Annotated in this window: 18 protein-coding genes; 5 read left to right on the forward strand and 13 right to left on the reverse strand. The window is 60.9% G+C overall.

From position 1 onward, the window contains the following. Window positions 1-17 precede the first annotated feature (17 nt). The 3 genes from phoB to GSM73_RS01710 all read left to right on the forward strand — a co-directional run bounded on the left by phoB (window position 18) and on the right by GSM73_RS01710 (window position 3539). Window positions 18-707, forward strand: coding sequence for a phosphate regulon transcriptional regulator PhoB (gene phoB / locus GSM73_RS01700; protein WP_003177195.1), 690 nt, complete (start codon window positions 18-20; stop codon window positions 705-707). Window positions 708-788: 81 nt separating this feature from the next. Further along, window positions 789-2075: a phosphate regulon sensor histidine kinase PhoR gene (gene phoR / locus GSM73_RS01705; protein ID WP_230682609.1), complete on the forward strand. Its 1287-nt coding sequence runs from the start codon at window positions 789-791 to the stop codon at window positions 2073-2075. A gap of 123 nt (window positions 2076-2198) precedes the next feature. After that, entirely contained in the window at window positions 2199-3539 is a 1341-nt protein-coding gene (locus GSM73_RS01710) for a hemolysin family protein (protein WP_076383211.1), read from the forward strand. Window positions 3540-3720: 181 nt separating this feature from the next. Here the strand turns inward: GSM73_RS01710 and GSM73_RS01715 are convergent, their stop codons facing one another. The 8 genes from GSM73_RS01715 to GSM73_RS01750 all read right to left on the reverse strand — a co-directional run bounded on the left by GSM73_RS01715 (window position 3721) and on the right by GSM73_RS01750 (window position 14556). Further along, window positions 3721-4617 (reverse strand): M23 family metallopeptidase, encoded by an 897-nt coding sequence (locus GSM73_RS01715; protein ID WP_047226727.1) that lies wholly within the window; start codon window positions 4615-4617, stop codon window positions 3721-3723. 237 nt (window positions 4618-4854) lie between these two features. After that, window positions 4855-5817, reverse strand: a complete 963-nt coding sequence (locus GSM73_RS01720) for a response regulator (RefSeq protein ID WP_047226726.1) — start codon at window positions 5815-5817, stop codon at window positions 4855-4857. Between the two features lie 169 nt (window positions 5818-5986). Then, window positions 5987-6748, reverse strand: coding sequence for a phosphate signaling complex protein PhoU (phoU, locus tag GSM73_RS01725; RefSeq protein ID WP_047226725.1), 762 nt, complete (start codon window positions 6746-6748; stop codon window positions 5987-5989). 121 nt (window positions 6749-6869) lie between these two features. Next, window positions 6870-7703, reverse strand: a complete 834-nt coding sequence (gene pstB, locus GSM73_RS01730) for a phosphate ABC transporter ATP-binding protein PstB (protein WP_047226724.1) — start codon at window positions 7701-7703, stop codon at window positions 6870-6872. Window positions 7704-7842: 139 nt separating this feature from the next. Next, entirely contained in the window at window positions 7843-9513 is a 1671-nt protein-coding gene (gene pstA, locus GSM73_RS01735) for a phosphate ABC transporter permease PstA (RefSeq protein ID WP_047226723.1), read from the reverse strand. A 15-nt stretch (window positions 9514-9528) separates the two neighbouring features. After that, entirely contained in the window at window positions 9529-11562 is a 2034-nt protein-coding gene (locus tag GSM73_RS01740) for an ABC transporter permease subunit (RefSeq protein ID WP_172833810.1), read from the reverse strand. Between the two features lie 466 nt (window positions 11563-12028). Further along, on the reverse strand, window positions 12029-13027 hold the full coding sequence (locus tag GSM73_RS01745; protein ID WP_076383209.1) for a phosphate ABC transporter substrate-binding protein PstS family protein: 999 nt from the start codon (window positions 13025-13027) through the stop codon (window positions 12029-12031). Between the two features lie 230 nt (window positions 13028-13257). Continuing rightward, the gene (locus GSM73_RS01750; RefSeq protein WP_047226720.1) at window positions 13258-14556 is read right to left on the reverse strand and encodes an MFS transporter; all 1299 of its coding nucleotides are present in this window, start codon (window positions 14554-14556) and stop codon (window positions 13258-13260) included. A gap of 362 nt (window positions 14557-14918) precedes the next feature. On the opposite strand from GSM73_RS01750, the gene GSM73_RS01755 reads away from it, so the two are divergent. Both GSM73_RS01755 and GSM73_RS01760 read left to right on the forward strand, forming a co-directional pair. Then, a complete protein-coding gene (locus GSM73_RS01755; RefSeq protein ID WP_003177184.1) occupies window positions 14919-15323 on the forward strand; it encodes an acyl-CoA thioesterase in 405 nt (134 codons plus the stop codon). Between the two features lie 57 nt (window positions 15324-15380). Next, window positions 15381-16280: a D-hexose-6-phosphate mutarotase gene (locus tag GSM73_RS01760; protein ID WP_047226719.1), complete on the forward strand. Its 900-nt coding sequence runs from the start codon at window positions 15381-15383 to the stop codon at window positions 16278-16280. 134 nt (window positions 16281-16414) lie between these two features. Here GSM73_RS01760 and GSM73_RS01765 read toward each other — a convergent pair whose 3' ends face one another. From GSM73_RS01765 to GSM73_RS26660, 5 genes are all read right to left on the reverse strand, one after another. Further along, window positions 16415-16951, reverse strand: coding sequence for a DUF3299 domain-containing protein (locus tag GSM73_RS01765; RefSeq protein WP_076383207.1), 537 nt, complete (start codon window positions 16949-16951; stop codon window positions 16415-16417). A gap of 87 nt (window positions 16952-17038) precedes the next feature. After that, entirely contained in the window at window positions 17039-17284 is a 246-nt protein-coding gene (locus GSM73_RS01770; RefSeq protein WP_039593587.1) for a GlsB/YeaQ/YmgE family stress response membrane protein, read from the reverse strand. Window positions 17285-17387: 103 nt separating this feature from the next. Further along, window positions 17388-18473, reverse strand: coding sequence for a 5-(carboxyamino)imidazole ribonucleotide synthase (locus GSM73_RS01775; protein WP_047226717.1), 1086 nt, complete (start codon window positions 18471-18473; stop codon window positions 17388-17390). A gap of 12 nt (window positions 18474-18485) precedes the next feature. Then, window positions 18486-18977 carry a 5-(carboxyamino)imidazole ribonucleotide mutase gene (purE, locus tag GSM73_RS01780; protein WP_003196369.1) on the reverse strand — a complete coding sequence of 164 codons (492 nt, stop codon included), beginning with the start codon at window positions 18975-18977 and terminating at the stop codon, window positions 18486-18488. Window positions 18978-19312: 335 nt separating this feature from the next. Beyond that, window positions 19313-19653 (reverse strand): LysR substrate-binding domain-containing protein (locus tag GSM73_RS26660; protein WP_256676641.1); only part of this gene is annotated, 341 nt, incomplete at its 5' end.

The following is a 19653-nucleotide window of genomic DNA, read 5'->3' on the forward strand; positions in this document are numbered from 1 at the left end:
GACAAGAGGATTACCCCATGGTTGGCAGGAGCATTCTGATCGTCGACGACGAAGCGCCCATCCGCGAGATGATCGCCGTTGCGTTGGAGATGGCCGGCTATGACTGCATGGAAGCAGAAAACTCCCAACAGGCCCACGCCATCATCGTCGACCGCAAGCCCGACTTGATTCTGCTGGACTGGATGCTTCCCGGTACGTCTGGCATTGAACTGGCGCGACGCCTCAAGCGCGATGAGCTGACCGGTGATATCCCGATCATCATGCTCACCGCCAAGGGCGAAGAAGACAACAAGATCCAGGGCCTGGAAGTTGGCGCCGACGACTACATCACCAAGCCGTTTTCCCCTCGGGAGCTGGTGGCACGCCTGAAGGCCGTGTTGCGGCGCGCCGGTCCGACCGATGGCGAGGCACCGATTGAAGTCGGCGGCCTGCTGCTGGACCCCATCAGCCACCGCGTGACCATCGACGGCAAACCCGCCGAGATGGGCCCGACCGAATACCGCCTGCTGCAATTTTTCATGACTCACCAGGAGCGCGCCTATACCCGTGGGCAACTGCTGGACCAGGTCTGGGGCGGTAATGTTTATGTCGAAGAGCGCACCGTGGACGTGCACATTCGTCGCCTGCGCAAAGCCCTCGGCGATGCCTATGAGAATCTGGTACAAACTGTGCGCGGCACCGGTTACCGTTTTTCGACCAAGGCCTGACCCGAGCCCTTACCGCCCGACAAGCTGACAAGGACGCGCGTTCAATTGAATCAAAACTGGCATGGCACCCTGATTCGCCACATGTTGTTGCTAGTGACCGGCTGTCTGGTCGTGGGCCTGATCACCGGCTTCTACGGCTGGAGTCTGGCTGCGGGCCTGGCGCTGTACCTGGCCTGGACGCTCAAGCAATTGCTGCGCATGCATGAGTGGCTGCGCCTGCATAAACCCGACGAGGCCCCGCCTGACGGCTATGGCCTGTGGGGTGAGGTATTCGACAGCATCTATCACCTGCAACGGCGCGACCAGCGCGTGCGTGGCCGCCTGCAAGCGGTGATCGACCGGGTCCAGGAGTCCACTGCGGCGCTCAAGGACGCGGTGATCATGCTCGACAGCGATGGCAACCTGGAATGGTGGAACCGCGCCGCCGAAACCCTGCTGGGCCTCAAGACCCCCCAGGACAGCGGCCAGCCGGTGACCAACCTGGTGCGCCACCCTCGCTTCAAGGAATACTTCGAACAGGAAAACTACGCCGAGCCGCTGGAGATTCCTTCGCCCACCAATGACCGGGTGCGCATTCAGCTGTACCTCACGCGCTACGGCAACAACGAGCACTTGATGCTGGTGCGTGACGTGACGCGCATCCATCAGTTGGAACAGATGCGCAAAGACTTCGTCGCCAACGTCTCCCATGAGTTGCGCACGCCGTTGACCGTGATCTGCGGGTATCTGGAAACCCTGCTGGACAATGTCGAGGAAGTGAACCCACGCTGGAGCCGCGCGTTGCAGCAGATGCACCAGCAAAGCGGGCGTATGCAGACCCTGCTCAATGACCTGCTGCTGCTGGCCAAACTTGAAGCCACCGATTACCCCTCGGACAACCAGCCGGTGCCTGTCGACGACTTGCTGCAAATCATTGTTGAGGATGCCCAGGAACTCTCCGGGCCCAAGCAGCAGACCATCACCCTTGAAGCCGACCCGAACGTGCAGCTCAAGGGCAGCGAGGCCGAACTGCGCAGTGCCTTCTCCAATCTGGTGTTCAATGCCGTCAAGTACACGCCGGAACAAGGCCGGATTCACGTTCGCTGGTGGGGCGACGGCCAAGGCGCACACCTGAGCGTGCAGGATTCGGGCATCGGCATCGACAGCAAACACCTGCCGCGCCTGACCGAACGTTTCTACCGCGTCGATTCCAGCCGCAACTCCAATACCGGCGGCACCGGGCTGGGCCTGGCGATCGTCAAGCACGTGTTACTGCGGCATCGCGGGCGCATGGAAATCAGCAGCGTGCCCGGCCACGGCAGTACGTTTACCTGCCATTTTGCCCCGGCACAGACGGTTCGCGCGCGCCTCACCCGCGCCGCCGATTGAGACCGGCCAGCACTCGCCACTAGGCAACGGCCCAGTCAGCCGCTACATTGGCTGACTTGTGCCTGCCTTTTCAGGCACTCATTTCCAATCCTTTCGAATATACGGAACCCGCAAAACTCCATCATGGACCCTTCCCCTGGCTTGTCCCTGGCAACACTCTTCGCCGAATTCGGCATGATTCTTTTTGCTCTGATCCTGGTTCTGCTCAACGGCTTTTTCGTTGCGGCCGAATTTGCCATGGTCAAACTGCGCTCGACCCGGGTCGAGGCCATCGCTGAGAAAAACGGCTGGCGCGGGCATATCCTGCGTACCGTTCACAGCCAGCTCGATGCTTACCTGTCGGCCTGTCAACTGGGTATCACCCTGGCCTCCCTGGGCCTGGGCTGGGTCGGTGAGCCGGCGTTCGCCCACGTTCTGGAGCCGCTGCTGGGCGCGGTCGGCGTTGAGTCGCCGGAAGTGATCAAGGGCGTGTCGTTCTTCACCGCGTTCTTCATCATTTCGTACCTGCACATCGTGGTCGGTGAGCTGGCACCCAAATCCTGGGCGATCCGCAAGCCCGAGCTGCTGTCGCTGTGGACCGCCGTGCCGCTGTACCTGTTCTACTGGGCCATGTACCCGGCGATCTACCTGCTCAATGCCAGCGCCAACGCCATCCTGCGTATCGCCGGCCAAGGCGAACCCGGCCCGCATCACGAGCACCATTACAGCCGTGAAGAACTGAAACTGATCCTGCACTCCAGCCGTGGCCAGGACCCAAGCGACCAGGGCATGCGTGTGCTGGCCTCGGCTGTGGAAATGGGCGAGCTGGAAGTGGTGGACTGGGCCAACTCCCGGGAAGACCTGGTGACGCTGGAGTTCAATGCGCCGCTCAAGGAGATCCTGGCGATGTTCCGTCGCCACAAGTTCAGCCGCTATCCGGTGTACGACAGCGATCGCCAGGAGTTCGTCGGCCTGCTGCACATCAAGGATCTGCTGCTGGAACTGGCGGCCCTGGATCACATTCCCGAGTCGTTCAACCTGGCCGAACTCACCCGCCCACTGGAGCGCGTGTCGCGGCACATGCCGCTCTCGCAGCTGCTGGAGCAGTTCCGCAAGGGCGGCTCGCACTTCGCCCTGGTTGAAGAAGCCGACGGCAACATCATCGGTTATCTGACCATGGAAGACGTGCTCGAAGTGCTGGTGGGCGACATCCAGGACGAACACCGCAAGGCCGAGCGCGGCATCCTGGCCTATCAGCCGGGCAAGCTGCTGGTGCGCGGTGACACGCCGTTGTTCAAGGTCGAGCGCCTGCTGGGCATCGACCTGGACCACATCGAGGCCGAGACCCTCGCCGGGCTGGTCTATGAAACCCTCAAGCGCGTGCCGGAAGAGGAAGAAGTGCTGGAAGTCGAAGGCCTGCGGATAATCATCAAGAAGATGAAGGGGCCCAAGATCATCCTGGCGAAAGTGTTGATGCTCGATTGAGCGTCAACCTGATATTGAACACCCCTGTGGCGAGGGGATTTATCCCCGCTGGGCTGCGAAGCAGCCCCAAAAGCTGACATTCCAGGGTGACGGGTCAATTGAGTTAGCAGTGCTGAGGCTCGCTTCGCGCCCCAGCGGGGATAAATCCCCTCGCCACAAGAGCCCCCTGCCTATTCAGGACTTACTGCTTGCCCAACGCAAAGTTGGGCAAGTCGCCCACCGGTTGATTGAACTGGTAGGGAATCGACACCAGCCCCAACCCGGTATTGCGCTGCACCACGAAATGCAGGTGCGGACCTGAACTGTTGCCGGTATTGCCCGACAGCGCCAGCGGCGTTCCCACCATCACCCGTTGCCCTTCCCGCACGCTCACCGAGCCTTTTTGCAGGTGCAGGTACACGCCCATGGTCCCGTCATCGTGCAGCACCCGCACGAAGTTGCCCGACGGGTCGGTGCCACGGCCGGTCTGGTGATTTTCCGTCTTGACCACCACGCCGCCGCGCGCCGCGATGATCGGCGTGCCCTCGGGCATGGCGATGTCCATGGCATAACGGTTTTTGGGGCCATAGTGGCTGTATTGACCGTTGGCCCCCTGGCTCAGCCGAAACGGACCACCACGCCACGGCAGCGGGTAGCGATAAGCCTGCGCCGTGCCTGCAGGGTCGCCCAGGGAGTATTCGAACCGCGGGGTATACACCAAAGGCTTTCCGGGGCGCGTGGCCGTGAGCAGCGCCAGACGCAGGTTACTGCGCGCCGGCAGCACCCGCCGGATCGGCCGGCTCGGTGCCCCGCTGACGTTGCGTAGCCCGGCAAAACTCAATTCGATCTCCACCGGCGCGTACAAGTCGTTGCGCACGAACACCGCGTCCGCGCCCTTCTGTTTCTTGATATCGAGAAACACCTGGCGCTCGAGACGTTCGACCATGCGATCACGGAACACGAACACCTGCGCGCCCTTGCTGGGGCGGTCGCTGTAGGACACCACGCCATTGGCATCGGTGGATTTGTATATCGTCATGGCCACGGCCGAGGTGGAGGCCAGGACAAGACCACAGGCAAACAGCAGGGGCAAAAACATGGGCAAGAATTCTGTCGAAATGAAGGCCTGTACAGCAGCCTAGCAGCTGGATGGACCAGCGTAGTCGACGGATGTTTCAAAATGGGTTGGCCGATAGGGCGCTATTGCCGCTGGTGACCCCATCGCGAGCAGGCTCGCTCCCACACTGGATCTGCTGTGGACACAAATTTTGTGAACAACAGAGATCACTGTGGGAGCGAGCCTGCTCGCGATGACTGACTGAAGGACGCCGCCGAATCAGGCGCCAGGTACGAAGTGCTTCTGCGCTGTACCGCGGGCAATCAGGCGGGAGATGTAGTCGAGCTTCTGTGGGTCTTTATCGACAAAACGGAAGGTCAGTTGCAGCCATTCGCTGTCGGGGGTCTGCTCGTGAGCAACGATGGCGTGCAAGTAACCGTTGAGGCGAGCGGTTTCGGCGTTGTCGCCCTGCTCCATGTCCAGCACGGCGCTTTCCAGCACCTGTGGCAGGGTGTCGGTGCGTTTGACCAGCAGCAGCGCTTCCTTGAGGCTCAGGGCCTTGATCACGCATTGCTGGGTGCCGCTGGAGAGGCGCAACTGGCCCTGACCACGGTTGGCGCCAGCCGGGGCGGTGGAGGCTGAAGGCGCCTTGACCGGCGGGCTGTTGAGCATGCCGCGGGCTGGAGCAGCAACAGCGGCGGGCGCGGCAGCTGCAACGACAGCAGGCTTGGCAAATGGATTGACCGCCGGAGCCGCCGCCGCAACCGGAGCCGCCTTGCCGCCGGTAAGCGCGCTGAGCGAATCATTGCCGAACGCCGAGTTCATCTTGGTCGGAGCGCTGTTCATCAGGGTGTCGAGCTTGCCAACCTTGTGCAGGGCCTGCTTGACCTTGGTCAGCAGTTGCTCGTTAGTGAACGGCTTGCTGACGTAGCCGGAAACGCCGGCCTGGATCGCCTGGACCACGTTTTCCTTGTCGCCGCGGCTGGTGACCATCACAAACGGCATGCCCTTGAGATTGTCCTGCTGGCGGCACCAGGTCAGCAGTTCCAGGCCCGACATTTCCGGCATTTCCCAATCGCACAGCACCAGGTCGAACGCCTCACGGGCCAGCAGGGATTGGGCTTTCTTACCGTTCACCGCATCTTCGATGCGGATGCCCGGGAAGTAGTTGCGCAGGCACTTCTTCACCAGGTCACGAATGAACGAAGCGTCGTCCACGACCAACACACTGACCTTACTCATCCAGATACACCTCTAAAAAATCCCGGCAAGCATACCGCTTTTACTGATGGCATATTGCCAAAAAACCTTCAGTCACGCCGGGACTCTTCGTTCGCGGGGTGCTGCTTTCGATTAAAAAAGCCGCAAAAAAAAGCCCGACCAGAAGGCCGGGCGCTTTTCTTGGGCAATCTTACTTATCGTCAGTTTCGCCCGGAACATTAGCGGTTTCGGACGAGGTGCCCTCCACTTCGGCCTTCATGCGCTTGAGCCCCAAGTGCCGCACGTCGGTGCCGCGCACCAGGTAGATCACAAGTTCCGAGATGTTGCGCGCATGATCGCCGATACGCTCCAAAGAACGCAGCACCCAGATGATGCTCAGCACCCGGGAGATGGAGCGCGGGTCTTCCATCATGTAGGTCGCCAGCTCACGCAGCGCGGTCTTGTATTCGCGGTCGATGATCTTGTCGTACTGGGCCACCGACAGTGCCAGGTCGGCGTCGAAACGGGCGAAGGCATCCAGTGCGTCGCGCACCATGTTGCGCACCTGGTCGCCAATGTGACGAACTTCGACGTAACCGCGCGGCGCCTCGCCTTCTTCGCACAGCTGAATGGCGCGACGGGCGATCTTGGTGCTTTCGTCGCCGATTCGTTCCAGATCGATCACCGACTTGGAGATGCTGATGATCAGGCGAAGGTCGGAAGCGGCCGGTTGACGACGGGCCAGGATGCGCAGGCACTCTTCGTCGATGTTGCGCTCCATCTGGTTGATCTGGTCGTCGATCTCGCGCACTTGCTGGGCCAGGCCGGAGTCGGCCTCGATCAGCGCGGTCACCGCGTCGTTGACCTGCTTTTCCACCAGCCCGCCCATGGCCAGCAGGTGACTGCGCACCTCCTCGAGCTCGGCATTGAACTGTGCGGAAATGTGGTGAGTAAGGCCTTCCTTCGAAATCATCTTGTGCGCTCCGCGAAAGTTGCAAGCTTCAAGCTGCAAGCTTCAAGCAGTTGAATGTTGATCCTGATACCGCACCGCTTCTGTATCGCCGCGTCAAACGTGCGGCTTACAGCGGCCTCGACTAGCCATAGCGACCGGTGATGTAGTCTTCGGTCTGCTTCTTGGCCGGGTTGGTAAACAGGGTGTCGGTGTCGCCGAATTCCACCAGTTTGCCCATGTACATGAAGGCGGTGTAGTCGGAAACCCGCGCCGCCTGTTGCATGTTGTGGGTCACGATGACGATGGTGAATTTGGATTTGAGCTCGTAGATCAGCTCTTCGACTTTCAGGGTCGAGATCGGGTCCAGGGCCGAGCAAGGTTCGTCGAGCAACAAGACTTCCGGCTCAACGGCGATGGTACGGGCAATCACCAGACGTTGTTGTTGACCACCGGACAGGCCCAGTGCCGATTCGTGCAGACGATCCTTGACCTCGTCCCACAGCGCCGCGCCCTTGAGCGCCCATTCCACGGCTTCGTCAAGAATGCGCTTTTTGTTGATACCCTGGATGCGCAGGCCGTAGACCACGTTCTCGTAGATGGTTTTGGGGAACGGGTTAGGCTTCTGGAACACCATGCCCACACGACGACGCAGCTCGGCCACATCTTCGCCCTTGCGGTAGATGTCGTTGCCGTAGAGGTTGATTTCGCCCTCGACGCGGCAGCCGTCCACCAAGTCGTTCATACGGTTGAAGGTGCGCAGCAAGGTTGACTTGCCGCAGCCCGACGGGCCGATGAACGCGGTGACGCGCTGTTTCGGAATGTTCAGGCTGACGTCGTACAGCGCCTGCTTCTGACCGTAGAACAGGTTCAGGCCGGGCACTTCGATGGCGACGGTTTCCTGAGCCAGGTCCAGGCTCTGCTTGTCGCGGCCCAGGGCCGACATGTTGATGCCGCGTGCTTGTGTCTCGTGTTGCATGGGAGGCTCCCTGTGCTAACAAATTCGGTTCGGTTGTCTGGGAGCGAGCCTGCTCGCGATTCAGGCAACTCGGTTTGGCTTTAAAACCGAGGTGATGCCATCGCGAGCAGGCTCGCTCCCACAAAAGATCAGTGTGAAATCAGCTATCGAGTGCTTTGTACTTCTCGCGCAGGTGGTTACGGATCCACACCGCCGACAGGTTGAGCGTGGCAATCACCAGCACCAGCAACAGCGCCGTGGCGTATACCAGCGGTCGCGCCGCTTCGACGTTCGGGCTCTGGAAGCCTACGTCATAGATGTGAAAGCCCAGGTGCATGATCTTCTGGTCCAAGTGCAGGTACGGGTAGTTGCCGTCCAGCGGCAGCGACGGGGCCAGTTTCACCACGCCTACCAGCATCAATGGCGCCACTTCACCCGCGGCGCGAGCCACCGCGAGGATCATGCCGGTCATCATCGCCGGGCTCGCCATGGGCAGCACGATTTTCCACAGTGTCTCAGCCTTGGTCGCGCCCAGGGCCAGGGAGCCTTCGCGCACGGTACGGGGGATACGCGCCAGGCCTTCTTCGGTGGCGACGATCACCACCGGCACCGCCAGCAGCGCCAGGGTCAGGGACGCCCAGAGCAGGCCCGGGGTACCGAATGTCGGTGCCGGCAGGGCTTCGGGGAAGAACAACCGGTCAACCGAACCACCTAACACATAAACGAAGAAGCCCAGGCCGAACACACCGTAGACGATGGCCGGTACGCCCGCCAGGTTGTTCACCGCGATGCGGATCAGGCGGGTCATCGGTCCCTGGCGAGCGTATTCGCGCAGGTACACCGCTGCCAGCACACCGAATGGCGTCACCACCATCGCCATGATCAGGGTCATCATGACGGTGCCGAAAATCGCCGGGAAGATCCCGCCTTCGGTGTTGGCTTCACGAGGATCGTCGCTGAGGAATTCCCAGACCTTGCTGAAATAGAAACCGATCTTGGTGAACGTCCCCATGCCGTTCGGCTGGTAGGCATGCACCACTTTGCCGATCTCGATTTCCAGTTCTTTGCCATTGGCATCGCGGGCGGTCAGGCTGTCGCGGTTGAACTGCGAATGCAGGTCGCCCAGACGCGCTTCGATGTCTTTGTAGCGGGCATCGAGCTCGGCGCGGTCAGCGTCCAGGTCCGCTTGTGCAGCAGCGTCCAGCTTGCCTTCCAGCTCCAGCTTGCGGCCTTTGAGACGAATGCGCTCAAGCCCTGCGTTGATTGCGCCGATGTCGGATTTTTCCAGGGTCTTGAGCTCAGCCGCGAGTTTGTTGACCCGGGCCACGCGAGCTTGCAGTTCCGGCCAGGCCGCTTCGCCTTCGGCGATGACCTTGCCGTTCTCTTTGACGTTGACCAGGTAGCCGTAGAAATTACCCCACTCACGACGCTCGATGGCCATCAGCTCCGGCGGCGTGGTCTGGTTGGTCAGCCAGTCACCGACGATCCAGGTGAAATCCGTGCCGTTGAGGTCCCGGTTGCCGACCTTGATCAACTCGCGGGTCATGAACTCGGGGCCTTCGTCCGGCACCGGCAGGCCAGCGCTTTTCAGACGCTCGCGGGGCACTGATTCCTTCTGCACCACTTCGCCTACAACCAGATGCGCGGGCATGCCCGGCACGTTGTAGCTGGCGTGGATCAGGTCCGCCGGCCAGAAATGGCCCAGACCGCGCACGGCAATCACTGCCAGCAGGCCAATGGTCATGATGACCGCGATGGACACCGCACCACCGCTGATCCAGACGCCGGGGGCGCCGCTCTTGAACCATCCTTTCAGGGAGTTCTGTTTCACAGACTTCTACCTTTCTTAAAGCGACGAATATTTCTTGCGCAGACGCTGACGGATCAGCTCGGCGAGGGTGTTCATGATGAAGGTGAACAGCAGCAGCACCAGCGCCGACAGGAACAGCACGCGGTAATGGCTGCCGCCGACTTCCGACTCAGGCATTTCCACCGCCACGTTGGCCGCCAGGGTGCGCAGACCTTCGAACAGGTTCATTTCCATGACCGGCGTGTTACCGGTGGCCATCAGCACGATCATGGTTTCACCGACCGCACGGCCCATGCCGATCATCAGCGCCGAGAAGATGCCGGGGCTGGCGGTGAGAATCACCACGCGGGTCATGGTCTGCCACGGCGTGGCACCGAGGGCCAGCGAGCCCAGGGTCAGGCCACGCGGCACACTGAACACGGCGTCTTCAGCGATGGAGTAGATGTTCGGGATGACCGCGAAACCCATCGCCAGGCCGACTACCAGGGCGTTGCGCTGGTCGTAGGTGATGCCCAGATCATGGGAGATCCACATGCGCATGTCGCCACCGAAGAACCAGGCTTCCATGTACGGGCTCATGTACAGCGAGAGCCAGCCCACGAACAGGATCACCGGGATCAGCATCGCGCTTTCCCAGCCCTCTGGCACCTTCAGGCGCACGGACTCAGGCAAGCGGCTGAAGACGAAACCGGCCACCAGGATGCCAACGGGCAACAACATCAGCAGGCTGAAGATACCTGGCAGGTGCCCTTCGACGTAGGGCGCCAGGAACAGGCCGGCGAAGAAACCGAGGATCACCGTCGGCATCGCTTCCATCAGTTCGATCACCGGCTTGACCTTGCGGCGCATGCCCGGGGCCATGAAGTACGCGGTGTAGATCGCGGCAGCAATCGCCAGCGGCGCAGCCAGCAGCATCGCGTAGAACGCCGCTTTCAGGGTGCCGAAGGTCAGCGGCGAAAGGCTCATCTTGGGTTCGAAATCGGTGTTGGCCGCGGTCGATTGCCAGACGTATTTAGGCTCGTCGTAGTTTTCGTACCAGACCTTGCCCCACAACGCGCTCCACGAGACTTCCGGGTGTGGGTTATCCAGCAGCAACGGTTGCAACTTGCCGCCTTGCTCCACGATCAGACGGTTGGCCCGGGGCGACATGCCGAACAGGCCCTGGCCGTCGACCACCTGGTCCACCAGCAAGGTGCGGTGAGCGGTACTGTGGAACACGCCGAGTTTGCCGGAAGCGTCCAAGGCCACGAAACCTTTACGCCGTTCCTCGGCGGTGATCTCAACGATCGGCGCAGTGCCCATCTGGAACGTACGAATCTGTTTCAGGCGTTGCTCACCGTCCGCATCGCGGGCCATGAACCACTGAGCCAGGCCACCTGTGGAGTCACCAATGATCAGGGAAATCCCGCCTACCAATTGGGTGCTGGCGGTGACCTGGGCGTCGCCGTTCTCAAGCAGCTTGTAGCGACCGTTGAGGCTCTTTTCCCGCAGGCTGAACACATCGGCCTGGGCACGCCCGTTGACCACATACAGCCATTGCTGACGCGGGTCGACGAAGATGTTTTTGACCGGCTCGGTCATCTGCGGCAGATCGATACGCGTCTGCTCGCTGGTGACTTCACCGGTCATCATGTTTTCTTCGCTGGTGATCGACAGCACCTGCAGTTGCGCGCCCGTGGAACCGGCGAGCAACAGGGTCGAATCAGTGGCGTTGAGCGATACGTGCTCCAGCGGCGCGCCCTGCTCGTTGAGCACAATCGGCGTTTCGCCGTACGGGTACTCGATGGCCGGCGAAATGGTTTTCTTGCCGTCCGGATAGCTGACTTTATAGGTATGACGCACCACCAGTGCCTGGCCGTTGGACAGACCGATCACCACCAGCGGGCTGCCGGGTTGGTCTTCGCCGATGGAGGTCACGCTGGCACCCGCCGGCACCGGCAGGTCGACACGACGCAGCTCTGCTCCGGTATCGATATCGAAGAACAGCGCCTGACCCTTGTCGGAGATCCGCATCGCCACCTGGTTCTGCTCTTCGATGGCGATCATCAGCGGTTTGCCGGCGTCCTGCATCCAGGCAGGAGTAATCGAGTCCTTGGAGGTCAGGTCCGCGCCCTGGAACAGCGGGAGGACCACATACGCCAGGAAGAAGAAAATCAAGGTAATGGCCGCCAGCACGGCGAGCCCGCCGACCAGAACGTACCAGCGGGTCAGGCGATCCTTGAGCGCGCGGATACGGCGCTTGCGTTGCAGTTCAGGCGTATTGAAGTCAATGCGCTTGGGAGGGGAAGTCGTAGTCATTGTGGAATTGGCCAGATCATTCATGCGCACACCCTAGCGATCCTGTATGACAGAAAGATGACAATGCAGTGACGCAACAAATCCGCCGCCCGTGAATACCGGCAGCGGACAGAAATTGGGGTGTGGGGGGCTTGCTCGGGATGGGGTCATCACATTCAAACCTCAATGTTGACTGACCTACCGCTATCGCGAGCTAGCTCGCCCCCACAAAAGCCCGGGTGTGGCCCGGGCTCAGGTGTTACTTCTTGGCGACGTTGCCGCCTTCGGACAGACCCAGGTCAGCCAGGGCCTTGGCGGCAACCTTGGCTGGCAGCGGGATGTAGCCGTCCTTGACCACAACTTCCTGACCTTGCTTGGACAGAACCAGCTTCAGGAACTCAGCTTCCAGCGGGGCCAGAGGCTTGTTCGGAGCCTTGTTGATGTAAACGTAGAGGAAACGCGACAGTGGGTACTTGCCGTTCAGGGTGTTTTCTTCGGTGTCTTCGATGAACTCGCCGCCTTCTTTCTTGGCAAGAGCAACGGTTTTCACGCTGGCGGTTTTGTAGCCGATGCCCGAGTAGCCAACGCCGTTGAGCGAGCTGCTGATGGACTGTACAACCGACGCCGAACCAGGCTGTTCATTGACGTTGGACTTGTAGTCGCCTTTGCACAGGGCTTCTTCTTTGAAGTAGCCGTAGGTGCCGGATACCGAGTTACGACCGAACAGCTGGATTGGCTTGTTGGCCAGGTCACCGGTCACGCCCAGGTCACCCCAGGTCTTGACGTCAGCCTTGGCGCCGCACAGGCGAGTCGACGAGAAAATTGCATCGACCTGAGCCATGGTCAGGCCTTTGATCGGGTTGTCCTTGTGTACGAACACCGCCAGGGCGTCCACGGCCACTGGAACAGCAGTAGGCTTGTAACCGTATTTGGTTTCGAAGGCCTGCAGCTCGTTGTCCTTCATCTTGCGGCTCATCGGGCCCAGGTTGGAGGTGCCTTCAGTCAGAGCAGGTGGCGCAGTGGAAGAACCGGCGGCCTGAATCTGGATATTTACGTTCGGGTATTCTTTCTTGTAGTTCTCGGCCCACAGGGTCATCAGGTTGGCCAGAGTATCGGAGCCGACGCTGGACAGGTTGCCCGACACACCGGTGGTCTTGGTGTAGCTCGGGATGGCTGGGTCGACAGCGGCAACCGCGTGGGCGGTCGCAACGCCAGCGGCGACAAAGGTCATTGCCGTCATCAAACGCTTCAGTTTCATGCCTTACTCCTAGCAGATAGGTGTGTTAAGTCGGCCAAGTATCGGTAAGCCGTGTGAACACTCTATGGCTGAAATATGACAATTGGATGAAAGGCCATTATTGAGATTTAAAAGACGATCGCGCAGGCCCAATCGCGAGCAGGCTCGCTCCCACAGGGGATGTGCGGTGAACGCAGATCCGGTGTGGGAGCGAGCCTGCTCGCGATGAAGTCAATACAGTCAATAACTGCTTAACGACCTTCCTTCCAGAGATACGCCCCCACCGCAATCCCGATACCGCAGATAACCGCCACGTAATAGGCCGGCCCCATCGGGCTTTCCTTGAGCAGCAAAGTGACGATCATCGGAGTCAGGCCGCCGAAGATTGCATAGGCCAGGTTGTAGGAGAACGACAGGCCGCTGAAGCGCACCACGGCCGGAAACGCCTTGACCATGACATAGGGCACCGCGCCGATGGTGCCCACCAGCAGCCCGCTCAGGGCATAGAGCGGAAAGAGCCAGTCGGGGTGGTTGAACAGGCTGTGGTAGAAGGTCCAGGAGGTGATCAACAGCAACGCGCTGCCGAACACGAACACTCGCCCGGCACCGAAGCGGTCGGCCAGCACGCCCGAGCCGATGCAGCCAAAGCTCAGGAATACGATCGCCAGGCTGTTGGCCTGCAACGCGGTGGTCGGGCTGAAGTGATACACCGTTTGCAGCACGGTCGGGGTCATCAGGATGATCACGATGATGCCGGCCGACAGCAGCCAGGTCAGCAACATCGAAAGGGCAATGGCGCCACGATGATCACGCAGCACCGCTCGCAACGGTACTTCCGCAGCCAGGGCCTTGCGCAGTTGCAGCTCGGCGAATATCGGGGTTTCGTGCAGCCAACGGCGCAGGTACACCGAGAACAGGCCGAACACACCCCCCATCAGGAACGGAATCCGCCAGGCGTAATCCGCGACCTCCACCGGCGTATAGATGCTGTTGATGGCCGTGGCCACCAACGAACCCAGCAAAATCCCCACGGTCAGGCCACACGTCAGCGTGCCGCAGGCGTAGCCGATGTGGCGCGCCGGAACGTGCTCGGAAACGAACACCCAGGCTCCCGGCACCTCACCACCAATGGCCGCGCCCTGGATCACGCGCATCAGCAACAGCAGAATCGGCGCCCACATGCCGATCTGGGCATAGGTCGGCAGCAATCCCATGATGAGGGTCGGCACGGCCATCATGAAAATGCTCAAGGTGAACATTTTCTTGCGTCCCAGCAGGTCACCGAAGTGAGCCATGATGATCCCGCCCAGCGGCCGGGCCAGATAACCGGCGGCAAAAATGCCGAACGTCTGCATCAAGCGCAGCCACTCAGGCATTTCGGCGGGGAAGAACAATTTGCCAACCACGGTGGCGAAGAACACGAAAATGATGAAATCGTAGAACTCCAGCGCACCGCCCAAGGCAGAAAGCGACAGGGTCTTGTAATCGTTACGGGTCAACGGACGAGCCGATTGAACGGGTGTCGCCGTGCTCGAAGGCGCAGTGGTCATGGCAAGGGCTTCTCTTATAGTCAGTTCTGCAACCCCGGACAACGGTGGGCAGGCTCGGCACGATAGCAAATTGTTCAAAAAAGCACATAGAGGTGCGTAATTGACAGTCAAAATCGGAACCGGGTGGTCGTCTCGACGTCTATCGCTCGATATACTCGCAACCTTGCAACACTCTGTAAGGGGTTGCTGTGCGAAAACGTCGTTGGTGGCGTAGTAACCTGCCAGCCGGTTTCGCAGAGTTTCCCTTTGGCACGCCTTTACGAAAAACGTGACGAACGCATGTTCGGGCTGAATCGTTTTTTTCAAAGACGGCTATTCACCTGATACATAAGACAGAGTTACGGGTCAGAGGCACCCCCGGCATGATAGAGCTCGAACAGGAAGATCCAATCCCGCAAGGCGACCTGGCCCTGCAAATCACCGCGCTTCCCCGCGAAACCAACGGCTTTGGCGATATTTTCGGCGGCTGGCTGGTTTCCCAGATGGACTTGGCCGGCACGGCCATGGCCAGCAAAGTGGCCGGTGGACGCGTGGCCACCGTGGCGATCGACCGCATGGCATTTCTGGTGCCGGTGGCCGTGGGTGCCCAGCTGTCTTTTTATACCCAGGCGCTGGAGATCGGCCGCAGTTCGATCCAGATGATGGTCGAGGTCTGGAGTGACGATCCGCTGTCCAGCGAATGGCGCAAGGTCACCGAGGCGGTGTTTGTGTTCGTCGCCATCGATGGCAGTGGCCGTACCCGCTCGGTTCCGCCGCGCGCCCGTTAAACACGGGGGCCGTTTTGCGGTCCATTGCAGTTCATGTTCCTGAGCGAGACTTGCAGTATGCCTACGCCCCATGTCGAAGCCGTCAAACTGGATGAACTGAACGGCTGGCGCATCCGCCACGGTCAGGCCGAGTTGCTGGTGGCCCAGCAAGGCGCGCACATCCTCAGCTATCAGGTCGACGGCCAGCCGCCGCTGATCTGGCTCAACGACCAGGCAACGTTCAAGGCGGGCAAGAGCATCCGTGCCGGGGTGCCGGTGTGCTGGCCGTGGTTCGGCAACCTGACGCGCAACCCCGACAGCGTGCAGGCCATGCGCGTGAGCAACGATCCGGCCACCGCTCACGGCCTGGTGCGGGCCATGGATTGGGAGCTCAAGGGCATCGAAGCCCAGGGCGAGAGCCTGAAAGTGGAATTCGTGCTGCCCTACCCCGAAAACGGCCTCTCGGGCTGGCCCCATCAGGTGGACCTGACGCTGACTATCGTGATGGACGAGCAGTTGCACATCCACCTCACCAGCCATAACCGCGGCAGCGAAACCGTCAGCCTGAGCCAGGCGCTGCACAGTTACTTCGCTGTCAGTGACGTGCGCAACGTGCATGTCGAAGGCGTGGATGGCTTGCGTTATATCGAAACACTGGACGACTGGAATACCGTGACCCAGGCCGGCGATCTGCACTTTGCCGGCGAGACTGATCGCATCTATCTCGATACCCCAGCGAAGCTGAGCATCGTTGACCCGCACTGGGAACGACGCATCGAACTGACCAGCAGCGGTTCACGCTCGGCGGTGATCTGGAACCCCTGGACCGAACGCGCCAAGGCCTTCAGCGACATGGCCGACGATGGCTGGCAGCGCATGCTGTGTATCGAGACGGCGAATGTGATGGACGATGTGGTAACGCTGTTGCCGCAGGCCAGTCATACCCTCGGGGTGAGCATCGGTAGCAAGCCGCTCTAAGCCGCACCACAAAACTTTGTGGGAGCGAGCCTGCTCGCGATAGCGGACTGACCGTCAATATCGTTGATGGCTGACCCACCGCTTCGCGAGCAGGCTCGCTCCCACATTGGGATTTGTATCAGGCCAGCCGGCCGTTACAGATCCGCCTCCTGCACCACCCTCACCTTTTCCGCTTCCAGCGCGTACGCTGCGCTGGCCAGGTCGTTGTCGACCTTTTCGATCTTCAGCGTGCCGGTCACCCAGAGCGGTGTGTAGATGTCGTCCAGCTTCAAACCCTTGGGATAGCGCACCAGCACCAGTTGATTGGGCGGAGGTGGCGGGACGTGGATGCAGGCGCCAGGGTAAGGCACCAGGAAGAACAGCGTGCTGCGGCCCTTGGCGTCGGACTCCAGCGGCACCGGGTAGCCGCCCAGGCGGATATGCCGGTCGTTCATCGACGCCACGGTCTTGCTCGAATACATGACCGCCGGTAAGCCCTTGCTTTGTTTCAAGCCACCTTTTTCGGTGAAGGTGCCGCTGGCTTCGGGGGTGTTGTGGTCAATCTCGGGCATGGCCTCGAGGGCTTTCTGATCCGACTTGGGCATCAGTTCGAGCCAGTCGGTTTCCGGCAGTTCGGCGGCGTGGGCCAGGCCGCTGCCCAGCAGAAGGAGGGTCAAGACTAAACGGCGCATGAATGAGCTCGGCAATAAGTAGGAAGTACGACGCCGGGCATTCTAGCCCTCCCTGCGCGCCAACGCAGAGGGGGCTTTGTCACAGAATCAGTTTCTTTTGATCAGACCGTAGATCACCAGCAACACCACCGCGCCCACCAGGGCACCGATGAAACCGGCGCCTTCGCCAGCCTGGTAGATGCCCAGGGCCTGGCCGCCGTAAGTGGCTGCCAACGAACCGCCGATACCGAGCAGGATGGTCATGATCCAGCCCATGCTGTCATCGCCCGGCTTCAGGAAGCGCGCCAGCAGGCCCACGATCAAGCCGATAAAGATGGTTCCAATGATTCCCATGGCATTTCCCTCTGAGGTAAGTCGCTAGACCAAAGCCCGTTCGGGCTTTGGCACCTAGCCATCAGAGAAGTTAGCCGACCAATGGTTCCACCGACACTGAAGACTATTGTTCGGCGATCAGTGTCTCGACCTTGATGATCTGCTGGGCCAGCGTGGCCCGGTCAGCGCAGCGCAGGTTGGCGTGACCGACCTTGCGCCCGGCCTTGAACGCCTTGCCATAGTGATGCAGGTGGCAATCGGCAATCGCCAGGACTTTCTCGCTGTCCGGCACCTTGCCGATGAAATTGAGCATCGCGCTTTCGCCGACTTTGGCGGTCGAGCCCAGCGGCAGCCCGGCCACCGCCCGCAGGTGGTTTTCAAACTGGCTGCACTCGGCGCCTTCGGTGGTCCAGTGCCCGGAGTTGTGCACGCGCGGGGCGATTTCATTGGCCTTGAGGCCGCCGTCCACTTCAAAGAACTCGAACGCCATCACGCCGACATAGTCCAGTTGCTTGAGCACACGGCTGGAGTAGTCCTCGGCCAGGGCCTGCAGCGGATGATCGGTGCTGGCAACGGACAGCTTGAGAATGCCGTCCTTGTGGGTGTTGTGCACCAGCGGATAGAAACGGATTTCCCCGTCGCGAGCCCGCACGGCGATCAACGAGACTTCCCCGGTGAACGGTACAAAACCTTCCAGCAGGCAGGCCACGCTGCCCAGCTCGGCGAACGTGCCGGCCACATCCTCAGGATTGCGCAGGACTTTCTGGCCCTTGCCGTCGTAGCCCAGGGTGCGAGTCTTGAGGACGGCCGGCAGGCCGATGGAAGCAACGGCGGCTTCCAGGTCGGCCTGGGACTGGATGTCGGCGAACGCGGGTGTAGGGATGCCCAGGTCCTTGAACATGTTCTTTTCGAACCAGCGGTCGCGGGCGATGCGCAAGGCTTCGGCACTCGGGTAGACCGGGACGAACTGGGACAGGAAGGCAACGGTTTCGGCCGGGACGCTCTCGAACTCGAAGGTCACCAGATCGACTTCATCGGCCAGTTGGCGCAAATGGTCCTGATCACCGTAGTCGGCCCGCAGGTGTTCACCCAGCGCGCTGGCGCAGGCGTCCGGCGCCGGATCGAGGAAAGCGAAGTTCATTCCCAGCGGCGTTCCCGCCAGGGCCAACATGCGACCCAACTGGCCGCCACCGATTACACCGATCTTCATTCGTCAACCACCTCAGGCAATGCGTGGGTCTGGATTGTCCAGGACGCTGTCTGTCTGCTCAGCACGGAATTTTTTCAGCACGGTATGAAATTGTGGGTGCTTGGCGCCCAGGATGCTCGCCGACAGCAGGGCCGCGTTGATCGCACCGGCCTTGCCGATGGCCAGGGTCGCGACCGGAATGCCGGCCGGCATCTGCACGATCGACAGCAGCGAATCGACGCCCGAGAGCATCGACGACTGCACCGGCACGCCCAGCACCGGCAGGTGAGTCTTGGCCGCACACATGCCTGGCAGGTGGGCCGCGCCACCGGCACCAGCGATGATCACCTCGATGCCACGCGCCTCAGCCTCTTCGGCGTACTGGAACAGCAGGTCCGGGGTGCGGTGGGCGGAGACCACTTTCACCTCGTAAGGGATGCCGAGCTTTTCCAGCATATCGGCGGTGTGGCTAAGGGTGGACCAATCGGACTTGGAGCCCATGATCACGCCAACCAGTGCACTCATCGTCGTGCCTCTTCTCTCTGGGCGCCCGCAGGCGCGTCAAAAAACAACAAGCCACGCAGGAAACCGGCGTGGCTTGTTGTACGAATTATGGCCGATCTGGACCGGCCGAAGGCCGCGCAGTATACCTCAATGAAATAGATAAACAGCCCCTGTCGCGACCATCTGTCATTTGTGGTTAAACGGCGGTTTTATTGACTCTCAGGTCAGCGAAAAAGCACCACAATTCCCCTGTGGGAACGGGCTTGCTCGCGATAGCGGACTGACATTTAACATCATCGTTGCCTGACACACCGCTATCGCGAGCAGGCTCGCTCCGACAGAGGATCTTCGTGGTATCAGGTGCCAGTCACGCCTTGCGCCGCGCCGCCCTCGAGCTTGCGCCACAACAAGCGCACGTTGGCCTTGCGCACCAGCGCGCAGCGATACAGGCGGATTTCCAGGGGCACGTGCCATTGCGCGCCGCCGCAGACCACCAGTTCGCCTCGGGCCAGTTCGGCACGCACGCTCAGTTGTGGCACCCAGGCGATACCCAGGCCCTCCAGCGCCATGCTTTTGAGGCTGTCGGCCATGGCCGTTTCGTAAACCGTGGTGAAACGCAGGGCCCGCTGGCGCAGCAACTGGTTCACCGAGCGTCCGAGAAATGCACCGGCGCTGTAGGCCAGCAAGGGCACGCTGG

Source organism: Pseudomonas sp. PICF6, assembly GCF_009831705.1.
Taxonomy (GTDB): Bacteria; Pseudomonadota; Gammaproteobacteria; order Pseudomonadales; family Pseudomonadaceae; genus Aquipseudomonas; species Aquipseudomonas rhizophila.